This window comes from Mycobacterium adipatum, assembly GCF_001644575.1.
GTDB classification, from domain to species: domain Bacteria; phylum Actinomycetota; class Actinomycetes; order Mycobacteriales; family Mycobacteriaceae; genus Mycobacterium; species Mycobacterium adipatum.
This window is the reverse complement of sequence record NZ_CP015596.1, coordinates 1,289,242-1,308,033: the sequence shown is the minus strand read 5'-3', so window position 1 is coordinate 1,308,033 and position 18,792 is coordinate 1,289,242. Positions and strand designations below refer to the sequence as shown.

20 protein-coding genes are annotated in these 18,792 nt (G+C 69.3%); 6 read left to right on the top strand and 14 right to left on the bottom strand.

Annotation, left to right across the window (positions count from 1 at the left end; genetic code table 11):
• Positions 1 to 61: 61 nt before the first annotated feature.
• A complete protein-coding gene (locus tag A7U43_RS06080; protein WP_006243848.1) occupies positions 62 to 265 on the bottom strand; it encodes a cold-shock protein in 204 nt (67 codons plus the stop codon).
• 284 nt (positions 266 to 549) lie between these two features.
• Here A7U43_RS06080 and A7U43_RS06075 point away from each other — a divergent pair, with 284 nt between their 5' ends.
• Positions 550 to 2,898, top strand: a complete 2,349-nt coding sequence (locus A7U43_RS06075) for a DEAD/DEAH box helicase (RefSeq protein WP_067992302.1) — start codon at positions 550 to 552, stop codon at positions 2,896 to 2,898.
• A gap of 294 nt (positions 2,899 to 3,192) precedes the next feature.
• Positions 3,193 to 4,287, top strand: coding sequence for a PAS domain-containing protein (locus A7U43_RS06070; protein WP_067992299.1), 1,095 nt, complete (start codon positions 3,193 to 3,195; stop codon positions 4,285 to 4,287).
• A 6-nt stretch (positions 4,288 to 4,293) separates the two neighbouring features.
• Here A7U43_RS06070 and A7U43_RS30280 read toward each other — a convergent pair whose 3' ends face one another.
• Genes A7U43_RS30280 through ssd form a run of 7 tightly spaced genes read right to left on the bottom strand, consistent with a single transcriptional unit; the run spans position 4,294 to position 8,694 of the window.
• Complete coding sequence (locus A7U43_RS30280; RefSeq protein ID WP_231963536.1) at positions 4,294 to 4,596, bottom strand: Rv3654c family TadE-like protein; 303 nt, start codon at positions 4,594 to 4,596, stop codon at positions 4,294 to 4,296.
• A gap of 34 nt (positions 4,597 to 4,630) precedes the next feature.
• On the bottom strand, positions 4,631 to 4,897 hold the full coding sequence (locus A7U43_RS30275) for a TadE family type IV pilus minor pilin (protein ID WP_067992296.1): 267 nt from the start codon (positions 4,895 to 4,897) through the stop codon (positions 4,631 to 4,633).
• A gap of 53 nt (positions 4,898 to 4,950) precedes the next feature.
• Positions 4,951 to 5,115, bottom strand: coding sequence for a DUF4244 domain-containing protein (locus tag A7U43_RS06055; RefSeq protein WP_082902379.1), 165 nt, complete (start codon positions 5,113 to 5,115; stop codon positions 4,951 to 4,953).
• Positions 5,116 to 5,166: 51 nt separating this feature from the next.
• Entirely contained in the window at positions 5,167 to 5,727 is a 561-nt protein-coding gene (locus A7U43_RS06050; protein ID WP_067992291.1) for a type II secretion system F family protein, read from the bottom strand.
• Positions 5,724 to 6,506: a type II secretion system F family protein gene (locus A7U43_RS06045; protein WP_067992289.1), complete on the bottom strand. Its 783-nt coding sequence runs from the start codon at positions 6,504 to 6,506 to the stop codon at positions 5,724 to 5,726. The genes A7U43_RS06050 and A7U43_RS06045 overlap by 4 nt, the downstream gene beginning before the upstream one ends.
• The gene (locus A7U43_RS06040; protein WP_067992286.1) at positions 6,503 to 7,663 is read right to left on the bottom strand and encodes a TadA family conjugal transfer-associated ATPase; all 1,161 of its coding nucleotides are present in this window, start codon (positions 7,661 to 7,663) and stop codon (positions 6,503 to 6,505) included. Before A7U43_RS06040 ends, A7U43_RS06045 begins: the two co-directional genes overlap by 4 nt.
• Positions 7,660 to 8,694 (bottom strand): septum site-determining protein Ssd, encoded by a 1,035-nt coding sequence (gene ssd, locus A7U43_RS06035; RefSeq protein ID WP_067992284.1) that lies wholly within the window; start codon positions 8,692 to 8,694, stop codon positions 7,660 to 7,662. Before ssd ends, A7U43_RS06040 begins: the two co-directional genes overlap by 4 nt.
• Before the next feature lie 426 nt (positions 8,695 to 9,120).
• Between ssd and A7U43_RS06030 the strand changes: the two genes are divergently transcribed.
• Positions 9,121 to 9,996, top strand: coding sequence for an HAD-IB family hydrolase (locus A7U43_RS06030; protein ID WP_411289649.1), 876 nt, complete (start codon positions 9,121 to 9,123; stop codon positions 9,994 to 9,996).
• 411 nt (positions 9,997 to 10,407) lie between these two features.
• Here the strand turns inward: A7U43_RS06030 and A7U43_RS06025 are convergent, their stop codons facing one another.
• Positions 10,408 to 11,148 carry a Fic family protein gene (locus A7U43_RS06025; RefSeq protein WP_067992280.1) on the bottom strand — a complete coding sequence of 247 codons (741 nt, stop codon included), beginning with the start codon at positions 11,146 to 11,148 and terminating at the stop codon, positions 10,408 to 10,410.
• Between the two features lie 125 nt (positions 11,149 to 11,273).
• Between A7U43_RS06025 and acs the strand changes: the two genes are divergently transcribed.
• The gene (gene acs / locus A7U43_RS06020; protein WP_067992278.1) at positions 11,274 to 13,220 is read left to right on the top strand and encodes an acetate--CoA ligase; all 1,947 of its coding nucleotides are present in this window, start codon (positions 11,274 to 11,276) and stop codon (positions 13,218 to 13,220) included.
• A gap of 6 nt (positions 13,221 to 13,226) precedes the next feature.
• Here acs and A7U43_RS06015 read toward each other — a convergent pair whose 3' ends face one another.
• A complete protein-coding gene (locus tag A7U43_RS06015) occupies positions 13,227 to 13,868 on the bottom strand; it encodes a chymotrypsin family serine protease (RefSeq protein WP_068001995.1) in 642 nt (213 codons plus the stop codon).
• Positions 13,869 to 14,040: 172 nt separating this feature from the next.
• Between A7U43_RS06015 and A7U43_RS06010 the strand changes: the two genes are divergently transcribed.
• Both A7U43_RS06010 and A7U43_RS06005 read left to right on the top strand, forming a co-directional pair.
• Positions 14,041 to 14,547, top strand: a complete 507-nt coding sequence (locus tag A7U43_RS06010; protein WP_067992275.1) for a phage holin family protein — start codon at positions 14,041 to 14,043, stop codon at positions 14,545 to 14,547.
• An 11-nt stretch (positions 14,548 to 14,558) separates the two neighbouring features.
• Positions 14,559 to 15,530: an alpha/beta fold hydrolase gene (locus tag A7U43_RS06005; RefSeq protein WP_067992272.1), complete on the top strand. Its 972-nt coding sequence runs from the start codon at positions 14,559 to 14,561 to the stop codon at positions 15,528 to 15,530.
• Here the strand turns inward: A7U43_RS06005 and marP are convergent.
• The 4 genes from marP to nth are packed head-to-tail and all read right to left on the bottom strand — an operon-like array spanning position 15,518 to position 18,792.
• On the bottom strand, positions 15,518 to 16,708 hold the full coding sequence (marP, locus tag A7U43_RS06000; RefSeq protein ID WP_067992269.1) for an acid resistance serine protease MarP: 1,191 nt from the start codon (positions 16,706 to 16,708) through the stop codon (positions 15,518 to 15,520). The two genes, A7U43_RS06005 and marP, sit on opposite strands and share 13 nt — an antisense overlap.
• Positions 16,705 to 17,472 carry an NUDIX hydrolase gene (locus A7U43_RS05995; protein WP_067992267.1) on the bottom strand — a complete coding sequence of 256 codons (768 nt, stop codon included), beginning with the start codon at positions 17,470 to 17,472 and terminating at the stop codon, positions 16,705 to 16,707. The genes marP and A7U43_RS05995 overlap by 4 nt, the downstream gene beginning before the upstream one ends.
• Positions 17,465 to 18,115: a TlpA family protein disulfide reductase gene (locus A7U43_RS05990; RefSeq protein WP_067992264.1), complete on the bottom strand. Its 651-nt coding sequence runs from the start codon at positions 18,113 to 18,115 to the stop codon at positions 17,465 to 17,467. Before A7U43_RS05990 ends, A7U43_RS05995 begins: the two co-directional genes overlap by 8 nt.
• Positions 18,112 to 18,792 (bottom strand): endonuclease III, encoded by a 681-nt coding sequence (gene nth, locus A7U43_RS05985; protein WP_197500027.1) that lies wholly within the window; start codon positions 18,790 to 18,792, stop codon positions 18,112 to 18,114. The genes A7U43_RS05990 and nth overlap by 4 nt, the downstream gene beginning before the upstream one ends.

Here is an 18,792-nt window from a genome sequence, read left to right as displayed (position 1 = left end):
AACGGCGCCTGATACGAAAACACCCCCGGCGGGGCCGGGGGTGTCCTCCTGGTGCGATGACTCAGACGGCGCGAACGCCGGTGGCCTGCGGCCCCTTGGGGCTCTGGCCGACCTCGAACTCAACCTTCTGGTTCTCCTCCAGGGTGCGGAAGCCCGACCCCTGGATCTCCGTGTAGTGGACAAACACGTCAGCGGAGCCGTCCTCGGGGGCGATGAAGCCGAAGCCCTTCTCCGCGTTGAACCACTTCACAGTTCCCTGTGGCATCTCTCGTACATTCCTTCTCTTACCGGGTGCGGTTCACCGACTTCCGGTGTACCGGGCCCGTTCCGACCGCCATACCAACGCGTGTGTCGCCGGAACTCGACCCGACCTACAACCTCGCAGGAACCGCGATCGCAACGTTCGATCCTGCGGGTGCTGAAACACGAACACAGAAGCTGCGACCGCCTTTAGTCAACCACGTTCAACGCCTCAGCGACAGTCTCGAAACGATCATGTAGTTAACAATTCACCGGGGTACACATCCGAACGATCATGGAAGGTGACAGTTGTCTGGTTCCAGGGCGCCTTCCGGGTCCGATTTCGGCCGGGACCTGCTGTCCCGGGCGCTCGAGGGCACCCCGGCCGACGAGCATCCGGTGCGTCACGTCGAAGACCTGCCACCGCGGCGCAGCGCGCACCGGGACTGGCCGCACTGGGCCGACCGCGACGTCATCGCGGCGTTCGCCGACCGGGGGGTCAGCACACCGTGGTCGCACCAGGCCGCCGCGGCGGATCTGGCGCACGAGGGACGGCACGTGGTGCTGTCCACCGGCACGGCATCGGGCAAGTCGCTGGGGTACCAGTTGCCGATACTGACGGCGCTGGCCGCCGATCCACGAGCACGCGCGCTGTACCTGTCGCCCACCAAGGCGCTCGGCCACGATCAGTTGCGCGCCGCCCAGGCGCTCACCGACGCGGTGCCCAGCCTGCGCGATGTGGCGCCCAGTGCCTACGACGGAGATGCCACCACCGAGTTGCGGCGCTTCGCTCGCGAACGGTCTCGGTGGATCTTCTCCAACCCGGACATGATCCACCTCTCGCTGCTGCGCAACCACGCCAAATGGGCGGTCTTCCTGCGCAACCTGCAGTTCGTCGTTGTCGACGAATGCCACTACTACCGCGGCATTTTCGGCTCGAACGTGGCGATGGTGCTGCGCCGATTGCTGCGCCTGTGTGAGCGGCACTCGGGATCGCCGACGGTGTTCTTCGCCAGTGCCACCACCGCCGCGCCCGCCGAGACGGCATCCGAGCTGATCGGGCAGACCGTCACGGCGGTCACCGAGGACGGCTCACCGCAGGGCGGCCGGACGGTGGCCTTGTGGGAACCCGCGCTGCTCGACGACCTGGTCGGGGAGAACGGCGCACCGGTGCGCCGTTCGGCGGGCGCGGAGGCCGCGCGGGTGATGGCCGACCTGGTGGCCGAGGGGGCCCGCACCCTGACCTTCGTGCGGTCGCGACGCGGCGCCGAACTGACCGCGCTCGGCGCCCGGACCCGCCTCGAGCAGGTCGCCCCGGAGCTGGCCGGACAGGTCGCCTCGTATCGCGCCGGTTACCTGGCCGAGGATCGCCGCACCCTGGAGCGTGCGCTGTCCGACGGCGAACTGCGCGGCCTGGCCACCACGAACGCGCTGGAACTCGGCGTGGACATCGCCGGCCTCGACGCCGTGGTGCTGGCCGGCTTCCCGGGGACCGTCACGTCGTTCTGGCAACAGGCCGGCCGGTCGGGCCGGCGCGGGCAGAGCGCGCTCATCGTGTTGATCGCCCGCGACGACCCGCTGGACACCTATCTCGTCCACCATCCGCAGGCGCTGCTCGACAAGCCGATCGAACGCATCGTCATCGATCCGCGGAACCCGTACGTGCTGGGACCGCAGCTGCTGTGCGCGGCCACCGAACTTCCGCTCACCGATGCCGAGGTCCGGATGTGGGACGCCGAGGCGGTCGCGACGGCGCTGATCGATGACGGCCTGCTGCGCCGCAGGCCGGGCGGTTACTTCCCGGCCCCCGGTATCGATCCGCACCCCGCGGTCGACATCCGCGGATCGTCGGGGGGCCAGATCGCCATCCTGGAGACCGGGACGGGCCGCGTGCTGGGCACCACCGGCACCGGGCAGGCGCCGGCATCGGTGCACCCCGGTGCGGTGTATCTCCATCAGGGCGAGACCTATGTGGTGGACGCCCTGGACTTCGAGGACGGTATCGCCCTGGTGCACGCCCAGGATCCCGGCTACACCACCTCGGCCCGGGAGTTGACCGATATCGCGGTGACCGGCGACGGTGAGTTGCACCGGCACGGCCCGGTGACCGTCGGCGTGGTGCCGGTCTCGGTGTCGAACACCGTGACCGGCTATCTGCGGCGTGCCGCCGATGGTGAGGTCATCGACTTCGTCGAACTGGACATGCCGACCCGAACCCTGGAGACCGTTGCGGTGATGTGCACGATCACACCGGAAGCCTTGGCCGACAACGGTATCGAGGCACTTTCGGTACCCGGGGCCCTGCACGCGGCCGAGCATGCCGCCATCGGCCTGCTGCCGTTGGTGGCCAGTTGCGACCGCGGCGATATCGGCGGGGTGTCAACAGCCGCCGGACCCGGGCGGGGTGAGCTGGCCGGCCTGCCGACGATCTTCGTCTACGACGGCTATCCGGGCGGGGCGGGGTTCGCCGACCGCGGCTACCGGCAGATCCAGACCTGGTGGGCCGCGACAGCGGCCGCCATCGAGGCCTGCGAATGTCCCGCCGGCTGCCCGTCGTGCGTGCAGTCGCCCAAGTGCGGCAACGGTAACGATCCGCTGGACAAGAACGGCGCCGTGCGGGTGCTGCGCCTGGTGCTCGACGCGCTGGTGCGGCACTGACACCGCACAGCGGTCCACCCCTCGCCGACCGCCGCGTTCAGCAATGCGCCGACAGCAGCGACGCCGAGCACACAGGCTTCGCGACAAAACGGTCGGACAACGCGATCCGTTCTCAAACCCCCGGGATCCGGGTGCAGAGGCAAATTACCTTTTCGGAGGCACTATCTGCAACTCAAAATTAGTGCAATCGGGTGCCCGAAGCGGTCGTACAATGGCGATTCCGCCACGATGATCGACGGATTCCGCAGCGGGAAAGTCGCTGGTGGACCGCCACGCGCCAGCTAAACTGCCCCCATGGACCACGACTGGTTGCTCGTGGAGACACTCGGCGACGAACCCGCCGTCGTCGCGCAGGGAGCCCGGACCAAGAATCTGGTGCCGATCAGCAGCTTCCTGCGTCGAAATCCACATCTGATGGCCATCCAGTCGGCCATCGGTGAAACCGTGCGGGCCGGGCACGCGCTGAGCATCATCACCCCCAAACACGACCGCGTGATTCGTACCGAGGTGGTGCACATGTCGGACGGGGTGATCCACGGCGTGCATCTGTGGATCGGGCCGCCGGATGCCGAACCCCCGGAGCGCCCGATCCCGGGTCCGCTCAAGTGGGATCTGACCTCCGGGGTGGCCACCGACACCCCCGAATCGCTGGCCAACGCCGGCCGCGATATCGCCACCGAGGCCACTCATGGCAGGGCGTTTGCCGAGGATCTGCCCGCACGCGAGCTCAACGCCAACGAGTCCAAGGTGTTGTCCATGGTCATCCGGGCCAAACCCGGCAACCTGTTGTGCAGCACCTGGAACGTCACCGACTATCAGGGCCAGCCGATCACCGTGGGGTTCGTTGCCCGCGCCGTCCAGGAGCAGCAGGCCGACGGCAGTGAGCGGTTGATCTGCCGGGCCATGAACTGGCGTAGCGTGCGCGAAGGTCCGGTGGTGCGCCCCGACGATCTGGCGCAGCGAATCCTCAACGGGCTGGCAGCACCCGGCGTGCATCGGGCGCTGGTCGACATGAAGCATTGGCGGCTGCTCAAGTGGCTGGACCGGCCGAGCCCGCACTACGACTGGCGCGCCCGCGAACGCGGCGAACCGGCGATCGATCCGGCCGACGAGCCGGTCATCGCCGGCATGAGGGAGGACTTCATGCGGGGGCCGGCCGCGCGGGTCCTGCGCCTGCCGGCCATCGGCGGCGGCTACACCCCCATCCATGTGACGGCCAACAAGGTCGAACTCGACGACGACACCTACGCCGCGCTGCTGTCGATGCGGTTACCCACCGAAGAAGAGCTCGCCGCGTCTCAGCAGGACGCCGAGGTGCCCGACGGCGCCGAAACCCACGGGCTCAGCGGCCTGAAATCGATACTGCGGATGGGCAAATCGGCGGACTGAGCCGGTTCAGGTCGCCGGCTCACCCGGTCCGGCCCGCGCGCGGGCGGAGGCACGCCACCCCGGCACACCCGCATCGACCGCGACGGTGACGATGGTGTCCAGTCCGTCGACCGCACAGTCGGTCACCGTAGCCCGCATCGCGGTGGCCACCGATATCGCACGACCGCAGGCGATCTGATATCCGGATACCAGCGCGCCGGCCGCCGACAGCGCCGCCAGATCGGCGGCCGATTGCGCGCGGTGCCGCGCGATCACCACCGACCCCAGCACCGCCACCCCGGCCGTCACGACCAGCAGCACCAGGACCATTCCGACGGCGGCCAGGCTTGCCGATCCGGTGTCCTCACCGGCCCGGCTCGGCCGCCGATACCGCTTCGGCGGCGATGGTGATCCCCGGCAGTAAGGGAGATTTCGTGCTGATTCTGGCGACCAGCAGCCCACCGTCGCGATGCACCGAGACCACCGCCCCGGCCGGACCGACCCGGCGCGCCGCCGCGACCCCGTCATCGCCGCGGGCGGCGAGCCGAGCCGCCTCCCGAGCGGCGTCGACGCACCGGATCTGCAGCACCGCCGCGTTGAGGCCCGCCAGGCAGACCACCAGGACCGACACCAGTGCGGCGATCGCAAATGCTGCCTCGACCGTGACGGCACCGCTATCACCGCTCAGACACTGGTGTTCAGCGCACGCGTGATGATGTTGGACAGGGCGTTGACGATGGAGTCGCCGGTCACCACGGTGTACAGGATCGCGCCGAAGGCGGCCGCGGCAATGGTCCCGATCGCGTACTCGACGGTGCTCATCCCGGATTCGTCCCCCACGACGATCATGAGACGCGCCTGCAGATCTCGAATGATGTTGCGCACAGTTGCTTTTTCCTTTCACCACAGTCCTGACCACATCAAGTCACCGGCCAATCCGGCGACCACCGGGACAATTCCCAGGCAGATGAATGCCGGCAGGTAGCAGAGCCCGAGCGGGCCGGCGATGAGCACCGCGGCCCGTTCCGCGGCGGCATCGGCCGCGGCTCCGGCATCGACGCGCACCTGGTCGGCCAGTTCGGCGACGCTGCTCGCCAACGCGGCCCCGGAGTTCGCCGACCGCCGGGCCAGCCGCGCCAGTACCGCGCCGTGCCGGTCGCCCGAGGCTCCGGGATCAGCCCAGGCGCGCTCTGAGTCGGCGCCGAGCACCAGCAGGTGCGCGGCCCGCGTCAGCTGGTCGGCGAGCGCCGATGGCGCCAAGACCGCGGCGGCCTCGGCGGCCGAGGCGGTCGCCATGCCCGCCGACAGGCACGCGGCGAGCACGTCGAAGCAGGACGCCGCCGCCAGCGGATCAGCGCGCCGCGGCGTCGACACGGCCTGCGTGCCGACGCGGCCCCGGATCCGGGCCGGGCCACCGCCCACCATGAGTGCAGCGGCGAGAAGCACAGCAGCCCAACTCATCTGGACACTCCTGCGACGATCCGGTCGGACCAGATCAGGCCCAGGCAGGACAATGCGACCCCGATCACCAAGAGCACGCCACCGGCCCCTCCGGAGAACAGGAATTCCAGAGGATCCGCACCGATGGCCTGTCCCAGCGCGATCCCCAACAGCGGCATCCCGGCCAGCACGGCCGCCGTCGTGCGCGCACCCGCCAGTCCGGCATCGACCCGCACCCGGAATCGCTCCCGCTCGACGAGATCATGCTGCGCGGCCCGCATCAGGGTGGCGATCGCCAGGCCGTGTGACTGCGCCAACCGCCAGCACACAGCCAGGCGTTCCCAGCTCTCCGGTTGCGCGGAGATCGCCGCCACGGCGTGGATTCCGGAGCCGACATCGGCGCCAAGAAGACCGCGGGCGGCCACCACCTGAAATCGTCGGCCCACCTCGGCGCCCACTTCGGTGCCGGCGGCCTGGAAGGCCGCCACCGGGTGGGCGCCGGCGCGCAGCTCGGCGGCCAGGATGCCCAGCCCGTCCCGCAGCGCCGCGGCCTCGCCAGACCTGCGCCGGCGCGCCGATGCACCGCGACTTCGGACGGCGAGCGTGCCGGCCAGGATCACCCCGGCCAGCACCACAGCCGGATCCAGCGCGATGACTGCGACCAGCGCCGGCGCAACCGCCGCGCACCGAAGTGCCCGAGCCTGCAGGGGCCCCGACCGTCGCGCCCTGATCAGCCGGGCACGTGCCGGCGCGGGCTGTACCAACAGCGCCGCGGCCAGCAGGATCGCCGCGGCGCTCACGGCCGGCTCCGCTGATCCAGCAGTTCAGCCAGTTTCACAGCGCCGGAACCGAATCCGCGGTCGGCATGCCAGGCCGGTTCTGCCGTCACCCAGCCCAGCGGTCCACGACCGAGCACCGCGATCTCGGTCAGCCGACGTGCGCCACCGCTGCCGCGTCCGACATGCAGAACCACCTGCACCGCCGCGGCCAGCTGGCTGTGCAACGCCGCCCGGTCCAGGCCGCCGAGTCCGGCGAGCGCCTCCAGGCGGGCCGGCACCTCGGCGGCGCTGTTGGCGTGCACCGTGCCCGCACCACCGTCGTGCCCGGTGTTCAACGCGGTGAGCAGGTCGACCACCTCGGCGCCGCGCACCTCGCCCACCACGATGCGGTCGGGGCGCATCCGCAGGGCCTGACGGACCAGGTCACGGATCGTGACCTCGCCCACCCCTTCGATATTGGCGCCCCGGGCCACCAGCTTGACGACATGCGGATGCCGTGGCGCGAGTTCGGGCGCATCCTCGACGCATACGATGCGCTCTGCTGCGGCGACCGTGCCCAGTGCGGCCGACAGCAGGGTCGTCTTACCCGCCCCGGTCCCTCCGCAGACGAGGAACGCGAGCCGGGCCGCGATGATCCGGCGCAGCAGGTCGGCGGCGGGAGCGGCGATCGCGCCGGTGCCGATCAGAGCCGCGAGGTCCTGGCGGGCCGGACGCAGCACCCGCAGCGAGATACACGTGCCGGCGGCCGCGATCGGCGGCAGCACGGCGTGCAACCGGACCAGGTCATCACCGAGGCAGCTGAGCCGGCCGTCGACCCAGGGCTGGCTGTCGTCGAGCCGGCGGCCTGCGGTCAGCGCCAGCCGTTGGGCCAGTCGGCGGACCGCCTCTTCGTCGGGGAATCGGATCTCGCTGCGCTGCAGACCGTTTCCGCAGTCGACCCACACCGCGTCGGGACCGGTGACGAGGACGTCGGTGGTACCCTCGCGGCGCAGCAGCGGGTCCAGGATGCCCGCGCCGGTCAGCTCGGTATGCAGGGCCCGCATACCGGCAAGGACCTCGGTGTCACCGAGAAGACCGCCGGACTCCGCGCGGATCGCCTCGGCGACGACGCCGGGACGCAGCGGCCCCTGCTCGGCGGCGAGGCGCTCCCGGACCCGGTCGATGAGGGAAGCCGTCATGACAACAACCCGAGTACCGCCGCCGCGGCCCGCGCCAGCGGAGACCGCGCCCGCATGCACAGCCCACCCCGCTCCAGCGCGTCCGCCAACCCGGGTTGTGGGCGCATCGTCGCCACCACGGGCAGCCCCACGGTGGTGGCGATATCGGCCGCGCGCAGGCCACCGGGCGCCGGACCCCGCACCACCAGCCCGACATTCGGGTTTACCGTCCGGACCCAGCCGGTCAGCGCCCCGGCAGCCGCCGCCGCGCGGACATCGGCCGGCACGACGGTGACCACCAGATCCGCCGACTCCAGCGCGACCTCGACGGCGGGACTGGACCTGCGCGGCACATCGCAGATCACCGCGACGCCGGCGCGTCGGCCGGCGTCGATCACCGCGCTCAGCGGACCGGCGTCGATATCGGCGCCGTGACGCCCACCGGAGAGCACGGTGACGCCGCGGCACCGGGGCAGCGCGGCGTGTAGCGCGTCGAACCCCAGTCGCCCGTCGCGGAGTGTGAGGTCCTGCCAACGCAGTCCGGGTGTGCTTTCGGTGCCCATCGCCAGGTCCAGACCGCCGCCCCACGGATCCGTATCGATGAGCAGCGATTGCGGCGCGGCCTGCGCCAACGCCGCCGCAAACAACGAAGCCCCCGCCCCGCCGCACCCTCCGATGGTGGCGACCACCGCGCCGCGGCGTACATCCGACCCGCCCCGCGATGCCTCGGTGAACGCGTCGATCAGGTCGGCCTCATGGTCGGGCAGCCGGATGACACGTTGTGCCCCAACGGATACCGCCACCTTCCAGTCCTCACCGTCGGGCTCGGACGCACTCACCAGAAAGACCCGGTCACGACGGGGAAGACCATCGTGTGCACACCGGCCGGCGGCCGCCGTATCGAGCACGACTAGGGCTGCGCTCATCCACACCGCGCGACTGGAAGGCCGGTCGGCGTGCACCACGCGCAGCGCCGCCGCCGCGGCCACCCGGTCGACATCGTCACGCAGCGGTCGCTGCTCGACCAAGGCGAGTACTGCGGGTGGCGTCATTCATCCACGGTGCCCAAGCCGAGCACGCCGGCACCAGACGGTGCGCGGGATCTGTGGATGAATCGGCGATTGTGCATGGCTTCGACGAACGTCCGGCGTAGTGAAAATCGCGTTCCGCAACGATTGTCGGCTGTGCTGGAAGAATCGAGTCGGGTGTCGAACCCACCCGGAAAAAGGGACGACCCCCGCCAGGGGGGGAGGAGGCGGAGGTCGTCGTGTATCAGCCCCGGGGGGTCGGGCTGATCCACACTCAGCCATAGCCGAGTAAGGCCCACTATACACACGGGATTGGCCGGGGGCGCAAGTAGCGATGCAGGACATTTACCCGAAATGCGAAAAAATGTGCAGTTTCCGACACCTGTCGTGACCTGCCACTTTCCCAGCGTTGGGAAAGGCCTCCCTGGGCCCCCGCCTATGCTGGTCATCGTGACGGTATCCGAGGGGCCCGCCGGCGAATTCGGCGGGACAGACCCCGCAACGCGCACCGGTCAGCCCATCCGCACGGCCGCCTTTTTCGACCTCGACAAGACAGTCATAGCAAAGTCGAGCACGCTGGCGTTCAGCAAACCTTTCTTCGACCAAGGACTACTGAACCGCCGCGCCGTCCTCAAGTCTTCCTATGCGCAGTTCTTCTTCCTGATGTCCGGCGCCGATCACGATCAGATGGATCGGATGCGCACCTACCTGACGGATATGTGTACCGGCTGGGATGTCGAACAGGTGCGCTCCGTGGTCGGCGAGACACTGCACGAGATCGTCGACCCGCTGGTGTTCGCCGAGGCCGCCAACCTGATCGCCGACCACAAATTGTGCGGCCGCGATGTCGTGGTGGTGTCGGCCTCTGGCGAAGAAATCGTGGCGCCGATCGCCCGTGCGCTGGGCGCCACCCACGCGATGGCCACCCGGATGGTCGTCGAGGACGGAAAGTACACCGGCGAGGTTGCCTTCTACTGCTACGGCGAAGGCAAAGCCGACGCGATCCGCGAGCTCGCCGCCCGCGAGGGATACGCCCTGGAGCACTGCTACGCCTACTCCGACTCGATCACCGACCTGCCGATGCTGGAGACCGTCGGTCATCCGTCGGTGGTCAATCCCGACCGCGGCCTGCGCAAGGAGGCCGCCGCGCGCAGCTGGCCGGTACTGACCTTCAGCCGGCCGGTGTCACTGCGCGACCGGCTGCCCGCCCCGTCGGGCGCGGCCGTCGCCACCACCGTCGCGGTCGGACTGAGCGCGCTGGCCGGCGGCGCACTGACATATTCGCTGCTCCGTAAGCTGTTGCCGCGCACCGCTACCCGTCGGTAGCTGAGCGTCGCGCCGTAACGATCCGGATTCACCCCCGATTGGTACTTGATGTGACCGCGGTCACGGAGTACAAAGGAGGCACGGAAGCTTGGTAAGGCCAAGGCCACACCGGAAGAGAAGGTGTGATCTCCCGAGCCAGGCGTCCCAGCACGGATCACCGGAACCCACGCGGAGCACATGCCGCCATACAGGCAGAAGCGTTGTGGGCCTGCGGAATTCCGAAAAGCGAATGGCGTCGACGGCCTCTTGGGTGGGGTCGCAGTCGTAGCGCATCGGGAGAACGCCGAGGCCACCCACACAACCCACCAGAGCACGCTTGGTAACCGGAGTCCGTGCTAGCGGGCGGCGAGCCGATTCGGACGAGAGTCCGATCACGGATCGTCGCCCGCTTCATTTGCTGGGTGAGTTCGATCAGCCCTTCGCGGCCTGCGCGATCGACAGCGCCTCGCGGGCACCGGCCTGCAAAGCCTGGCTGCTCAGGACCAGCCAGGCACCCAGCCCGTTCGGCGTTCCCGAGGCGAATCCGCGAGCGGCCGCCCGGTAGTTACCGGACTGCTTCATCCAGAACATCTCCGGGACTCCGAGCCCGTGCGGATCCAGCCCACTCGACATCGTGATGAGCCGGGACACCGCTCGGGCCACCACTCCGTCGGCGGTGCCGAACGGCTGCAGGGTCAGCAGTTCCCCGTGCGCGACGGCGGCCAGCACAAAGGCGGGGACGTTCGTGCCGCCGGTCACCAACTCGGTCAGCATCTCCAGGCGGGGCCCGACCTCCGGAGCCGAACGGGGCCGGCCCAGCTGCTCGTCATCGACCAGATCCGCCGCCGCCAGCGCATGCAGCCTGGCCAGCGCCTGTAGCGGCGCGCGCTGCCAGACGCCGGTCAGGGCGGTGGCTCCGCCCTCGAGCGCCTCGGACACCCGCAGCGCACCAGCCAGCACCGCATCCGGCTCCCCGTTCTCGGATAGGCTCAGTGAACCGCCGTCGAGCACCGACGACGCCCGTGCCGCCCGCAATGCAGCCTCGGCCGCCGTGGCCGGCCAGCCGCGGAGGTTGGTGCGGTGGCGGTGGGCTCGGCCCAGCTCCTCGCGGGCCTCTTCTCCCGCAGCGAGCACCCCTTCGAGTGCGACGAGCGGGGCGAGTGGATCGGTCATTGCGGTTACGCTAGCCGACCGCTGGGCTCGCAATCTTTGACGCTCGGCGCAACGGGCGGACCGCCCGCAGCGGATGTTGTGAGGCGCCAACGTCGGTGCAACGTTTGGTGACTAGGCTCACACCCATGAGCACAACCGCGTACCCGCCGCCGGCCGACTTCGCCGCAAAGGCCAATGCCACCAGTGACCTCTATGACGCGGCCGAGGCTGACCGGCTTGCCTTCTGGGCCGAGCAGGCCAACCGGCTGAGCTGGCAAACCCCCTTCGAAGAGGTGCTGGACTGGTCGAACGCGCCGTTCGCGAAGTGGTTCGTCGGCGGCAAACTCAACGTCGCCTACAACTGCGTGGACCGCCATGTCGAGGCCGGCAACGGTGACCGGGTGGCCATTCACTGGGAGGGTGAACCGGTGGGCGATGCCCGCACCATCACCTATGCCCAGTTGCAGGACGAGGTGAACCAGGCGGCCAACACGCTGGCCGGGCTGGGTCTGCAGGCCGGTGACCGGGTGGCGATCTACATGCCGATGGTGCCCGAGGCCATCATCGCGATGCTGGCGTGCGCCCGTCTGGGCGCGATGCACTCGGTGGTCTTCGCCGGCTTCTCCGCCGCGGCGCTGCGGGCCCGCATCGAGGACGCCGCGGCCAAGATCGTCATCACCACCGATGGACAGTTCCGTCGGGGCAATGCCGCGCCGCTGAAGGCCGGTGTCGACGAGGCACTCGACGCTCTCGGCGATGACAGTCCGGTGGAGCACGTTCTGGTGGTGCGACGCACCGGAATTGACGTGCCCTGGACCGAAGGGCGTGACCTGTGGTGGGACCAGACCGTGCCCACGGCCTCCACCGAGCACGCGTGGGCGGCCTTCGATTCCGAGCAACCGCTGTTCCTGCTGTACACCTCGGGGACCACCGGTAAGCCCAAGGGCATCGTGCACACCTCGGGCGGCTACCTGACGCAGGCCGCCTACACCCATTACAACGTCTTCGACCTCAAGCCCGAGACCGATGTGTATTGGTGCACAGCCGATATCGGCTGGGTGACCGGGCACACCTATATCACGTACGGACCGTTGGCCAATGGCGCCACCCAGGTCGTCTACGAGGGCACCCCGGCATCGCCGGATGAGCACCGGCATTTTCAGGTCATCGAAAAGTACGGTGTGACCATCTATTACACCGCGCCCACGGTGGTCCGCACGTTCATGAAGTGGGGCCGCGAACTCGCGTTCGAACACGATCTGTCCAGCATCCGGGTGCTGGGCTCGGTCGGTGAGCCGATCAACCCCGAGGCCTGGCGCTGGTACCGGCTGGTCTTCGGCGCCGACAAGACCCCGATCGTGGACACCTGGTGGCAGACCGAGACGGGCGCGATCATGATCTCGCCGCTGCCGGGTGTGACCGAATGCAAGCCGGGATCGGCGATGACCCCGCTGCCGGGCATCTCGGCCAAGATCGTCGACGACGACGGCAACGACCTCGCGCGTGCCGTCGAGGGCACCGAACAGACCACCGGGTATCTGGTGCTCGACAAGCCGTGGCCGTCCATGCTGCGCGGCATCTGGGGCGACGAAGAACGTTTCAAGGAAACCTACTGGTCACGGTTCGCCGAACAGGGCTGGTACTTCGCCGGGGACGGCGCGCGCTACGGCACCGACGGCGAGATCTGGGTGCTGGGCCGCATCGACGATGTGATGAACGTGTCCGGGCACCGGATCTCCACCGCCGAGGTCGAGTCCGCCCTGGTCGGACACGCCGGAGTCGCCGAGGCCGCCGTGGTCGGCGCCACCGACGAGCACACCGGCCAAGGCATCTGCGCCTTCGTCATCCTCAAGAGCCACGCCGCCGAGCTGTCGCACGAGCAGATGGTCGACGAGTTGCGCGCCGAGGTGTCCAAGGAGATCTCCCCGATCGCCAAACCCCGGGAGATCCACGTGGTTCCGGAGCTGCCCAAGACCCGCAGCGGCAAGATCATGCGGCGACTGCTGCGCGATGTCGCCGAGGGCCGCGAACTCGGTGACACCTCGACACTGCTCGACCCGAGCGTCTTCGAAGCGATCCGCGCCAGCAAGTAGTTCCGGCTACGAGACCGGCACGAACCCCGTGCCGGGCCGGTTCTTGGTGGTGATGTCCGCCAGCACCGTGTTGATCGACATGGTGACGGCGGGCGTGTGCAGTGGCACGAACTTCACCACGCACGTCGGCAGTTCCTCGGTGAACGCGCCGTGGATCATGCCGACGAGCCGGTTGTTCACCGTCACCGGCGCACCGGAGTCCCCGGGCTGCCCGCACACCTGATTGAGGATGGTGCCCGGGTCCTGTCCGGGCCCCCACGTGACACCGCACGAGTAGCCGGTGGTGCGCCCGAGCTTGCAGGCCACCTCCCCGAACGACGGATCGGGCCCGAGCCCGAAAATGGAGAATCCGTTCACCGTGTTCACCGGGCGCACCCGTTGCGGATCGAATTCGATGACGGCGTAGTCGAGGCCGTCGTTGCCGGCGACCATGACACCGAGCGTGCCGGCCTTCGGCGCCGCTTCGGACGCGACGACCGCACCCGGACCGCCGCAGTGCGCCGAGGTGAAGCCGATGAGCTTCCCTGCCGCATCGTGCCCGATCGAGGTGAGGGTGCAGAACGCGTGCCCGTCGATGACGATGCCGGATCCGCCGCCGAGATCCACCGGTCCGTCGGCGTGTGCTGTGGGACTCATCAGCAGCGCCATCGGGGCCAGCACCGCCAGCGAAGCGAAACGCGCCAGGTTGCACCAGCGGTGTCTCAAGGTCTCCCCGTTCGGTCGGTGATCGCCATTCTATGTCGGCCACGAGGAAAAACCTCGGCTGCCGGAACCTTGCCCGTCGCTTCGCCCGCCCCCGGACCATGGCAACATAGCCCCCATGAGCTCGAGCACCGGGGACCGCAAGAACGGCGTGCCTGCCACCATCACATCGATTCCGCTCGTCGACCCGCACGCTCCGAAGGCCGATCCGTCGATCGGTGACCTGGTCAAGGACGCGACCGCTCAGGTCTCCACGCTGGTGCGCGCCGAGGTCGAACTGGCCAAGGCCGAGATCACCCGCGATGTGAAGAAGGGCCTCACCGGCAGCGTCTTCTTCATCGCGGCGCTGGTCGTGCTGTTCTATTCGACGTTCTTCCTGTTCTTCTTCATCGCCGAACTGCTCGACACCTGGCTGTGGCGATGGGCGGCGTTCCTGATCGTGTTCGGGATCATGGTGCTGGTCACCATCGCGCTGGCGCTGTTCGGCTATCTGAAGGTGCGCCGCATCCGGGGGCCCCGCGAGACCATCGAGTCGGTGAAGGAAACCAAGGAGGCGCTGACGCCGGGCCACGACAAGCCCGAGGCGCCGCGTCCCGCACTCACCACCGATCCGTCGGGCTGGTAGCCGACCGCCTCATGGCACCCCGGCCGGATCCGTCGGTTGTGCGCATCGACGGACCGTGGCGACACCTGCAGGTCCATGCCAACGGCATCCGTTTTCACGTCGTGGAGGCGAACGGTGGGCCCGCCGACGGTCCCCTGGTCATCCTGCTGCACGGCTTCGGTTCGTTCTGGTGGTCCTGGCGCCATCAGCTGCGCGGCCTGGGCGAGGCGCGGGCGAGCGAAGCGACGGGGAGAACCAATGCCAGGGTCGTCGCCGTCGACCTGCGCGGTTACGGCGGCAGCGACAAACCGCCCCGCGGGTATGACGGCTGGACACTGGCCGGTGACACCGCAGGACTGATCCGCGCGCTCGGTCACAGCTCGGCGACCCTGGTCGGCCACGCCGACGGCGGGCTGGTCTGCTGGGCCACCGCGATCCTGCATCCGCGCGCCGTCGATGCCGTCGCGCTGGTCAGCTCACCGCACCCGGCCGCCCTGCGCGCGTCGGTGCTCGGCGACTCGGCGCAGCGCCGGGCGGTGCTGCCGTGGTTGTTGCGGTATCAGGTGCCGATCTGGCCGGAACGCAAGTTGATGCGCCACAACGCAATAGAGGTCGAGCGGGTGGTCCGCGCCCGAGCCGGAGACAGCTGGCTGGCCACCGAGGACTTCGCCGAGACCGTCCGCCACCTCCGCCAGGCGATTCAGATTCCCGGCGCGGCACATTCGACGCTGGAGTACCAGCGCTGGGCGGTGCGTAGCCAGCTGCGCGCCGAAGGACGACGCTTCATGCGGGCGATGAAGCGCCCGCTGGACATACCGATGCTCCATCTGCGCGGGGCCGCCGATCCGTATGTGCTGGCCGATTCGGTGCGCCGCACGGCACCCTTCGTGTCCCGTGGCCAGTTCGTGTCCATCCCCGGTACCGGGCATTTCGCGCACGAGGAGACACCCGGGCAGGTCAACGCCGAGCTGACCCGCTTTCTCGGTGAGGTCTATCCCGGCTGACCGATGCAGGTGCCGGTGGGCACCGCCGCGGTGTTGCCGACCTTCAGCCGCTGCGGAAGGACCTCCTGGGCGGTGAGCACGAATCCGGTGTCGGCGTCATCGACGGCCGCCCCGAACACCACACCGAGCACCCTGCCGTCCTTGTCGATCATCGGGCCACCGGAATTGCCTTGCCGGACAGTGCCCCTGATGGTGTAGACGGTGCGGTTCACAGTGGTCGAGTTGTAGATGTCCGGACCGTTGAGTTCGATCGTCTCCCGCACCCGGGCCGGTGTCGCGGTGAAGTCCCCGCCGCCGGGGTAACCCATCACGATGGCGTCGGTGGTCGGCTCGGCCTCGGAGTCGTCGAAGATCAGCGGAACCGACGGCAGTTCGGGAACGGCCAGGATGGAGATGTCCATGTTCGGGTCGTAGGCGACGACGCTGGCGTCATAGGACTGCCCGCCCACTTCGACGGTGACGGTCTCGGCGCCGGCGACGACGTGCGCATTGGACATCACCCGGTTCGGCGCGATGACGAAACCGCTGCCCTCCAACACCTTCTGGCAACTGGGTGCGACACCGCGGATCTTCACGACGCTGTTGCGGGTGGCCTCGACGGCCGGTGAGACCGACAGCGCGGCATCGGGTGCGTCGACGGCCACGATCGGCGTGCGACTGAACGGCTCCAGCACGGCAGGCAGTCCCGACGTGTCGAGCAGCCCGGCCAGCCGGGTGGGCACCTTTTTCAGCCATTCCGGCGCCAGCGCGTCGACCTCGCTGAGCACCTTGGAGCCGCGCACGGCGCCGGCCAGGGTCGGCTGGCTGGTCAGCGGGGTGGCCAGCAGCCAGGCCGCCACCAGCACGGTGACCAGTTGCAGCACCGCGCCGATGACGGAGTCGACGGTGCGCAGACCGCGGTTGCGCATGGCGCCGCGCACCGCGCGGCCCAGCACCACACCGGCGATCTCGCCGATGACCACCAGGGCCAGGATGAGGAACAGCGTCGCGAACAGTTTCGTGCGCGGCCCGTCGATGTTGCCGACGAGATGTGGGGCCAGCAGCACACCGGCCACGGCGCCCAGCACCACTCCGACGAAGGACAGCAGCGAGCCGAGCGCACCCGAGCGCCACCCGGAGACCGCGGCCACAAAGGCGACGGCGAGGATGGCGAGGTCGAGCCACTGTGACGGTGTCATTGTTGGGCCTCACCGTACTGGCTGGGGTGTCCGACGAGCGCCATTGCCTCACTCAACTCCCGCACGTGGTCGGTGTCCCAGGGCTGCGCCCATCCGGCGACATCCAGGATCGCCGAGATCACCTGGCCGGTGAAACCCCACACCAGCATCTGGTTGAGCAGGAAGGCCGGGCCGGCGAACCGGCTGGTGTTGGCGTCCCGGTAAACCATCAGCCGGTTCTCCGGATTGATGAACGCGCGCAGCGGAACCCGCGCGACGATGGCAGCCTCCTGCGGGTCGACCACCCGGACCGGGCCCGGGTCGGGTGAGTAGGCCAGCACCGGGACCACATGGAAGCCCGTGGGCGGGATGAACATCCGGTCCAGCACGGCCAGCGGAGTCAGTCGATCGGTGTCGACGCCGGTCTCCTCGCGCGCCTCGCGCAGCGCGGTGAACACCGGTCCGTCGTCCTCCGGGTCGGACACCCCACCGGGGAATGCGGCCTGCCCGGAGTGGTTTCGCAGCGTCGAGGCCCGGACCGTGACCAGGAGGTCGGTGTCCGGCGGCGGGCCGCCGACGGGTGCCTCGGCGGGGCCGGAGAACAGCACCAGCACCGCGGCGTCGCGTTTGGTGCCCGCGCGGGTGGCGGATTCGTTGGCGGCGGTGATGGCGGCCAGCACGTCGGCGGGCACCCGGCTGCGGTAGGCGTCGGGCACCGCGGCCACGTTGTCGACCAGCGGCCGCAGCCAGGCGGGCGCGGCGCCCGGCGAGACGGTGCTACTCAACCGGAACTCCTATCGACGGATTCACCGCCGCGGCGATCTCGTCGGCGTCGGTGAACGGTCGCGGCAGGATTTCGGCCACGCTACCGTCCGCCCGCAGCACCACGGACGCAGGCATCACGTTGGGTACCTTCAGCGCCGCGGCGACAAGACGCCGTCCGTCCTGCACCGTCGGCAACCGGACGCCCAGCTCAGCGAGCCGCAGCAGGCCCGCGGTCTCGTTCTCGTCCTGGTGCACCGTCAACACGAGCACCCGATCACCCATCCGGCGTTGGTACTCGGCCAGGGCGGGCAGCTCATCGGCGCACGGCCCGCACCAATACGCCCACAGATTGAGCAGCACCGGTCGGTCCGCCAGTGCCGGTGCCAGATCCATCATGGTGCCGTCACCCGCGCACTCCAGGCTGATGCCGCGCAGCGCCGCCGGCCCGGCGCCGGCACCGGGTGCCGGGCAGGGCGACAGGTCGGCCCGGGCCCGCGGTTCGGCGAGCGCCGCGGGAGTGTCGGCATCGCGGTGATCGCGGGCGGCGGGGCTACCCGCGTCGACGCTCCCGCCGGGCGCGGCGCCGAGTTCGCGCCAGAGCGCGTAGCCGAGTGCCACCAGGATGATCAGTACTGCGGCGGTCCAGCGGGCGGAGCGACTCACAGCCCGGCCAACGCCAGCAGATGCTCGGTCTCGGGGCCCTTCACCAGTGCCGCCGCGGTGACCGGGTCGGTAGGTCCCGCCCCGAAGGACGGGCAGTCCTTGGCCAGCACGCACACCCCGCAGGCCGGGCGGCGCGCATGACAGACGCGGCGGCCGTGAAAGATCACCCGGTGACTCAGCAGCGTCCATTCGCGGCGTTCGATGAGCTCACCGACGATGTGCTCGACCTTCACCGGGTCCTCCTCGGCGGTCCACCGCCAGCGTCGGACCAGCCGGCCGAAATGGGTGTCGACGGTGATACCGGGAATGTCGAAGGCGTTGCCCAACACCACGTTGGCGGTCTTGCGCCCGATACCGGGCAGCGTGACCAAATCGGCGAGGGTGTCGGGTACCTCCCCGTCGAACCGCGCCACCAGCGCCTGACCCAGGTTGATCAGCGCGTTGGCCTTGTTGCGGTAGAAACCGGTGGGCCGGATCAGCTCTTCGAGTTCGGCGCGGTCGGCCTGGGCGTAGTCCAGCGCGGTGCGGTATCGCGCGAACAGCGCCGGGGTGGTCAGATTGACCCTTTTGTCGGTGCACTGGGCCGACAGGATGGTGGCCACCGTGAGCTCCAGCGGGTTGGTGAAATCCAGCTCGCAGTAGACATGCGGGAACGCCACCGCGAGGGCGCGGTTCAT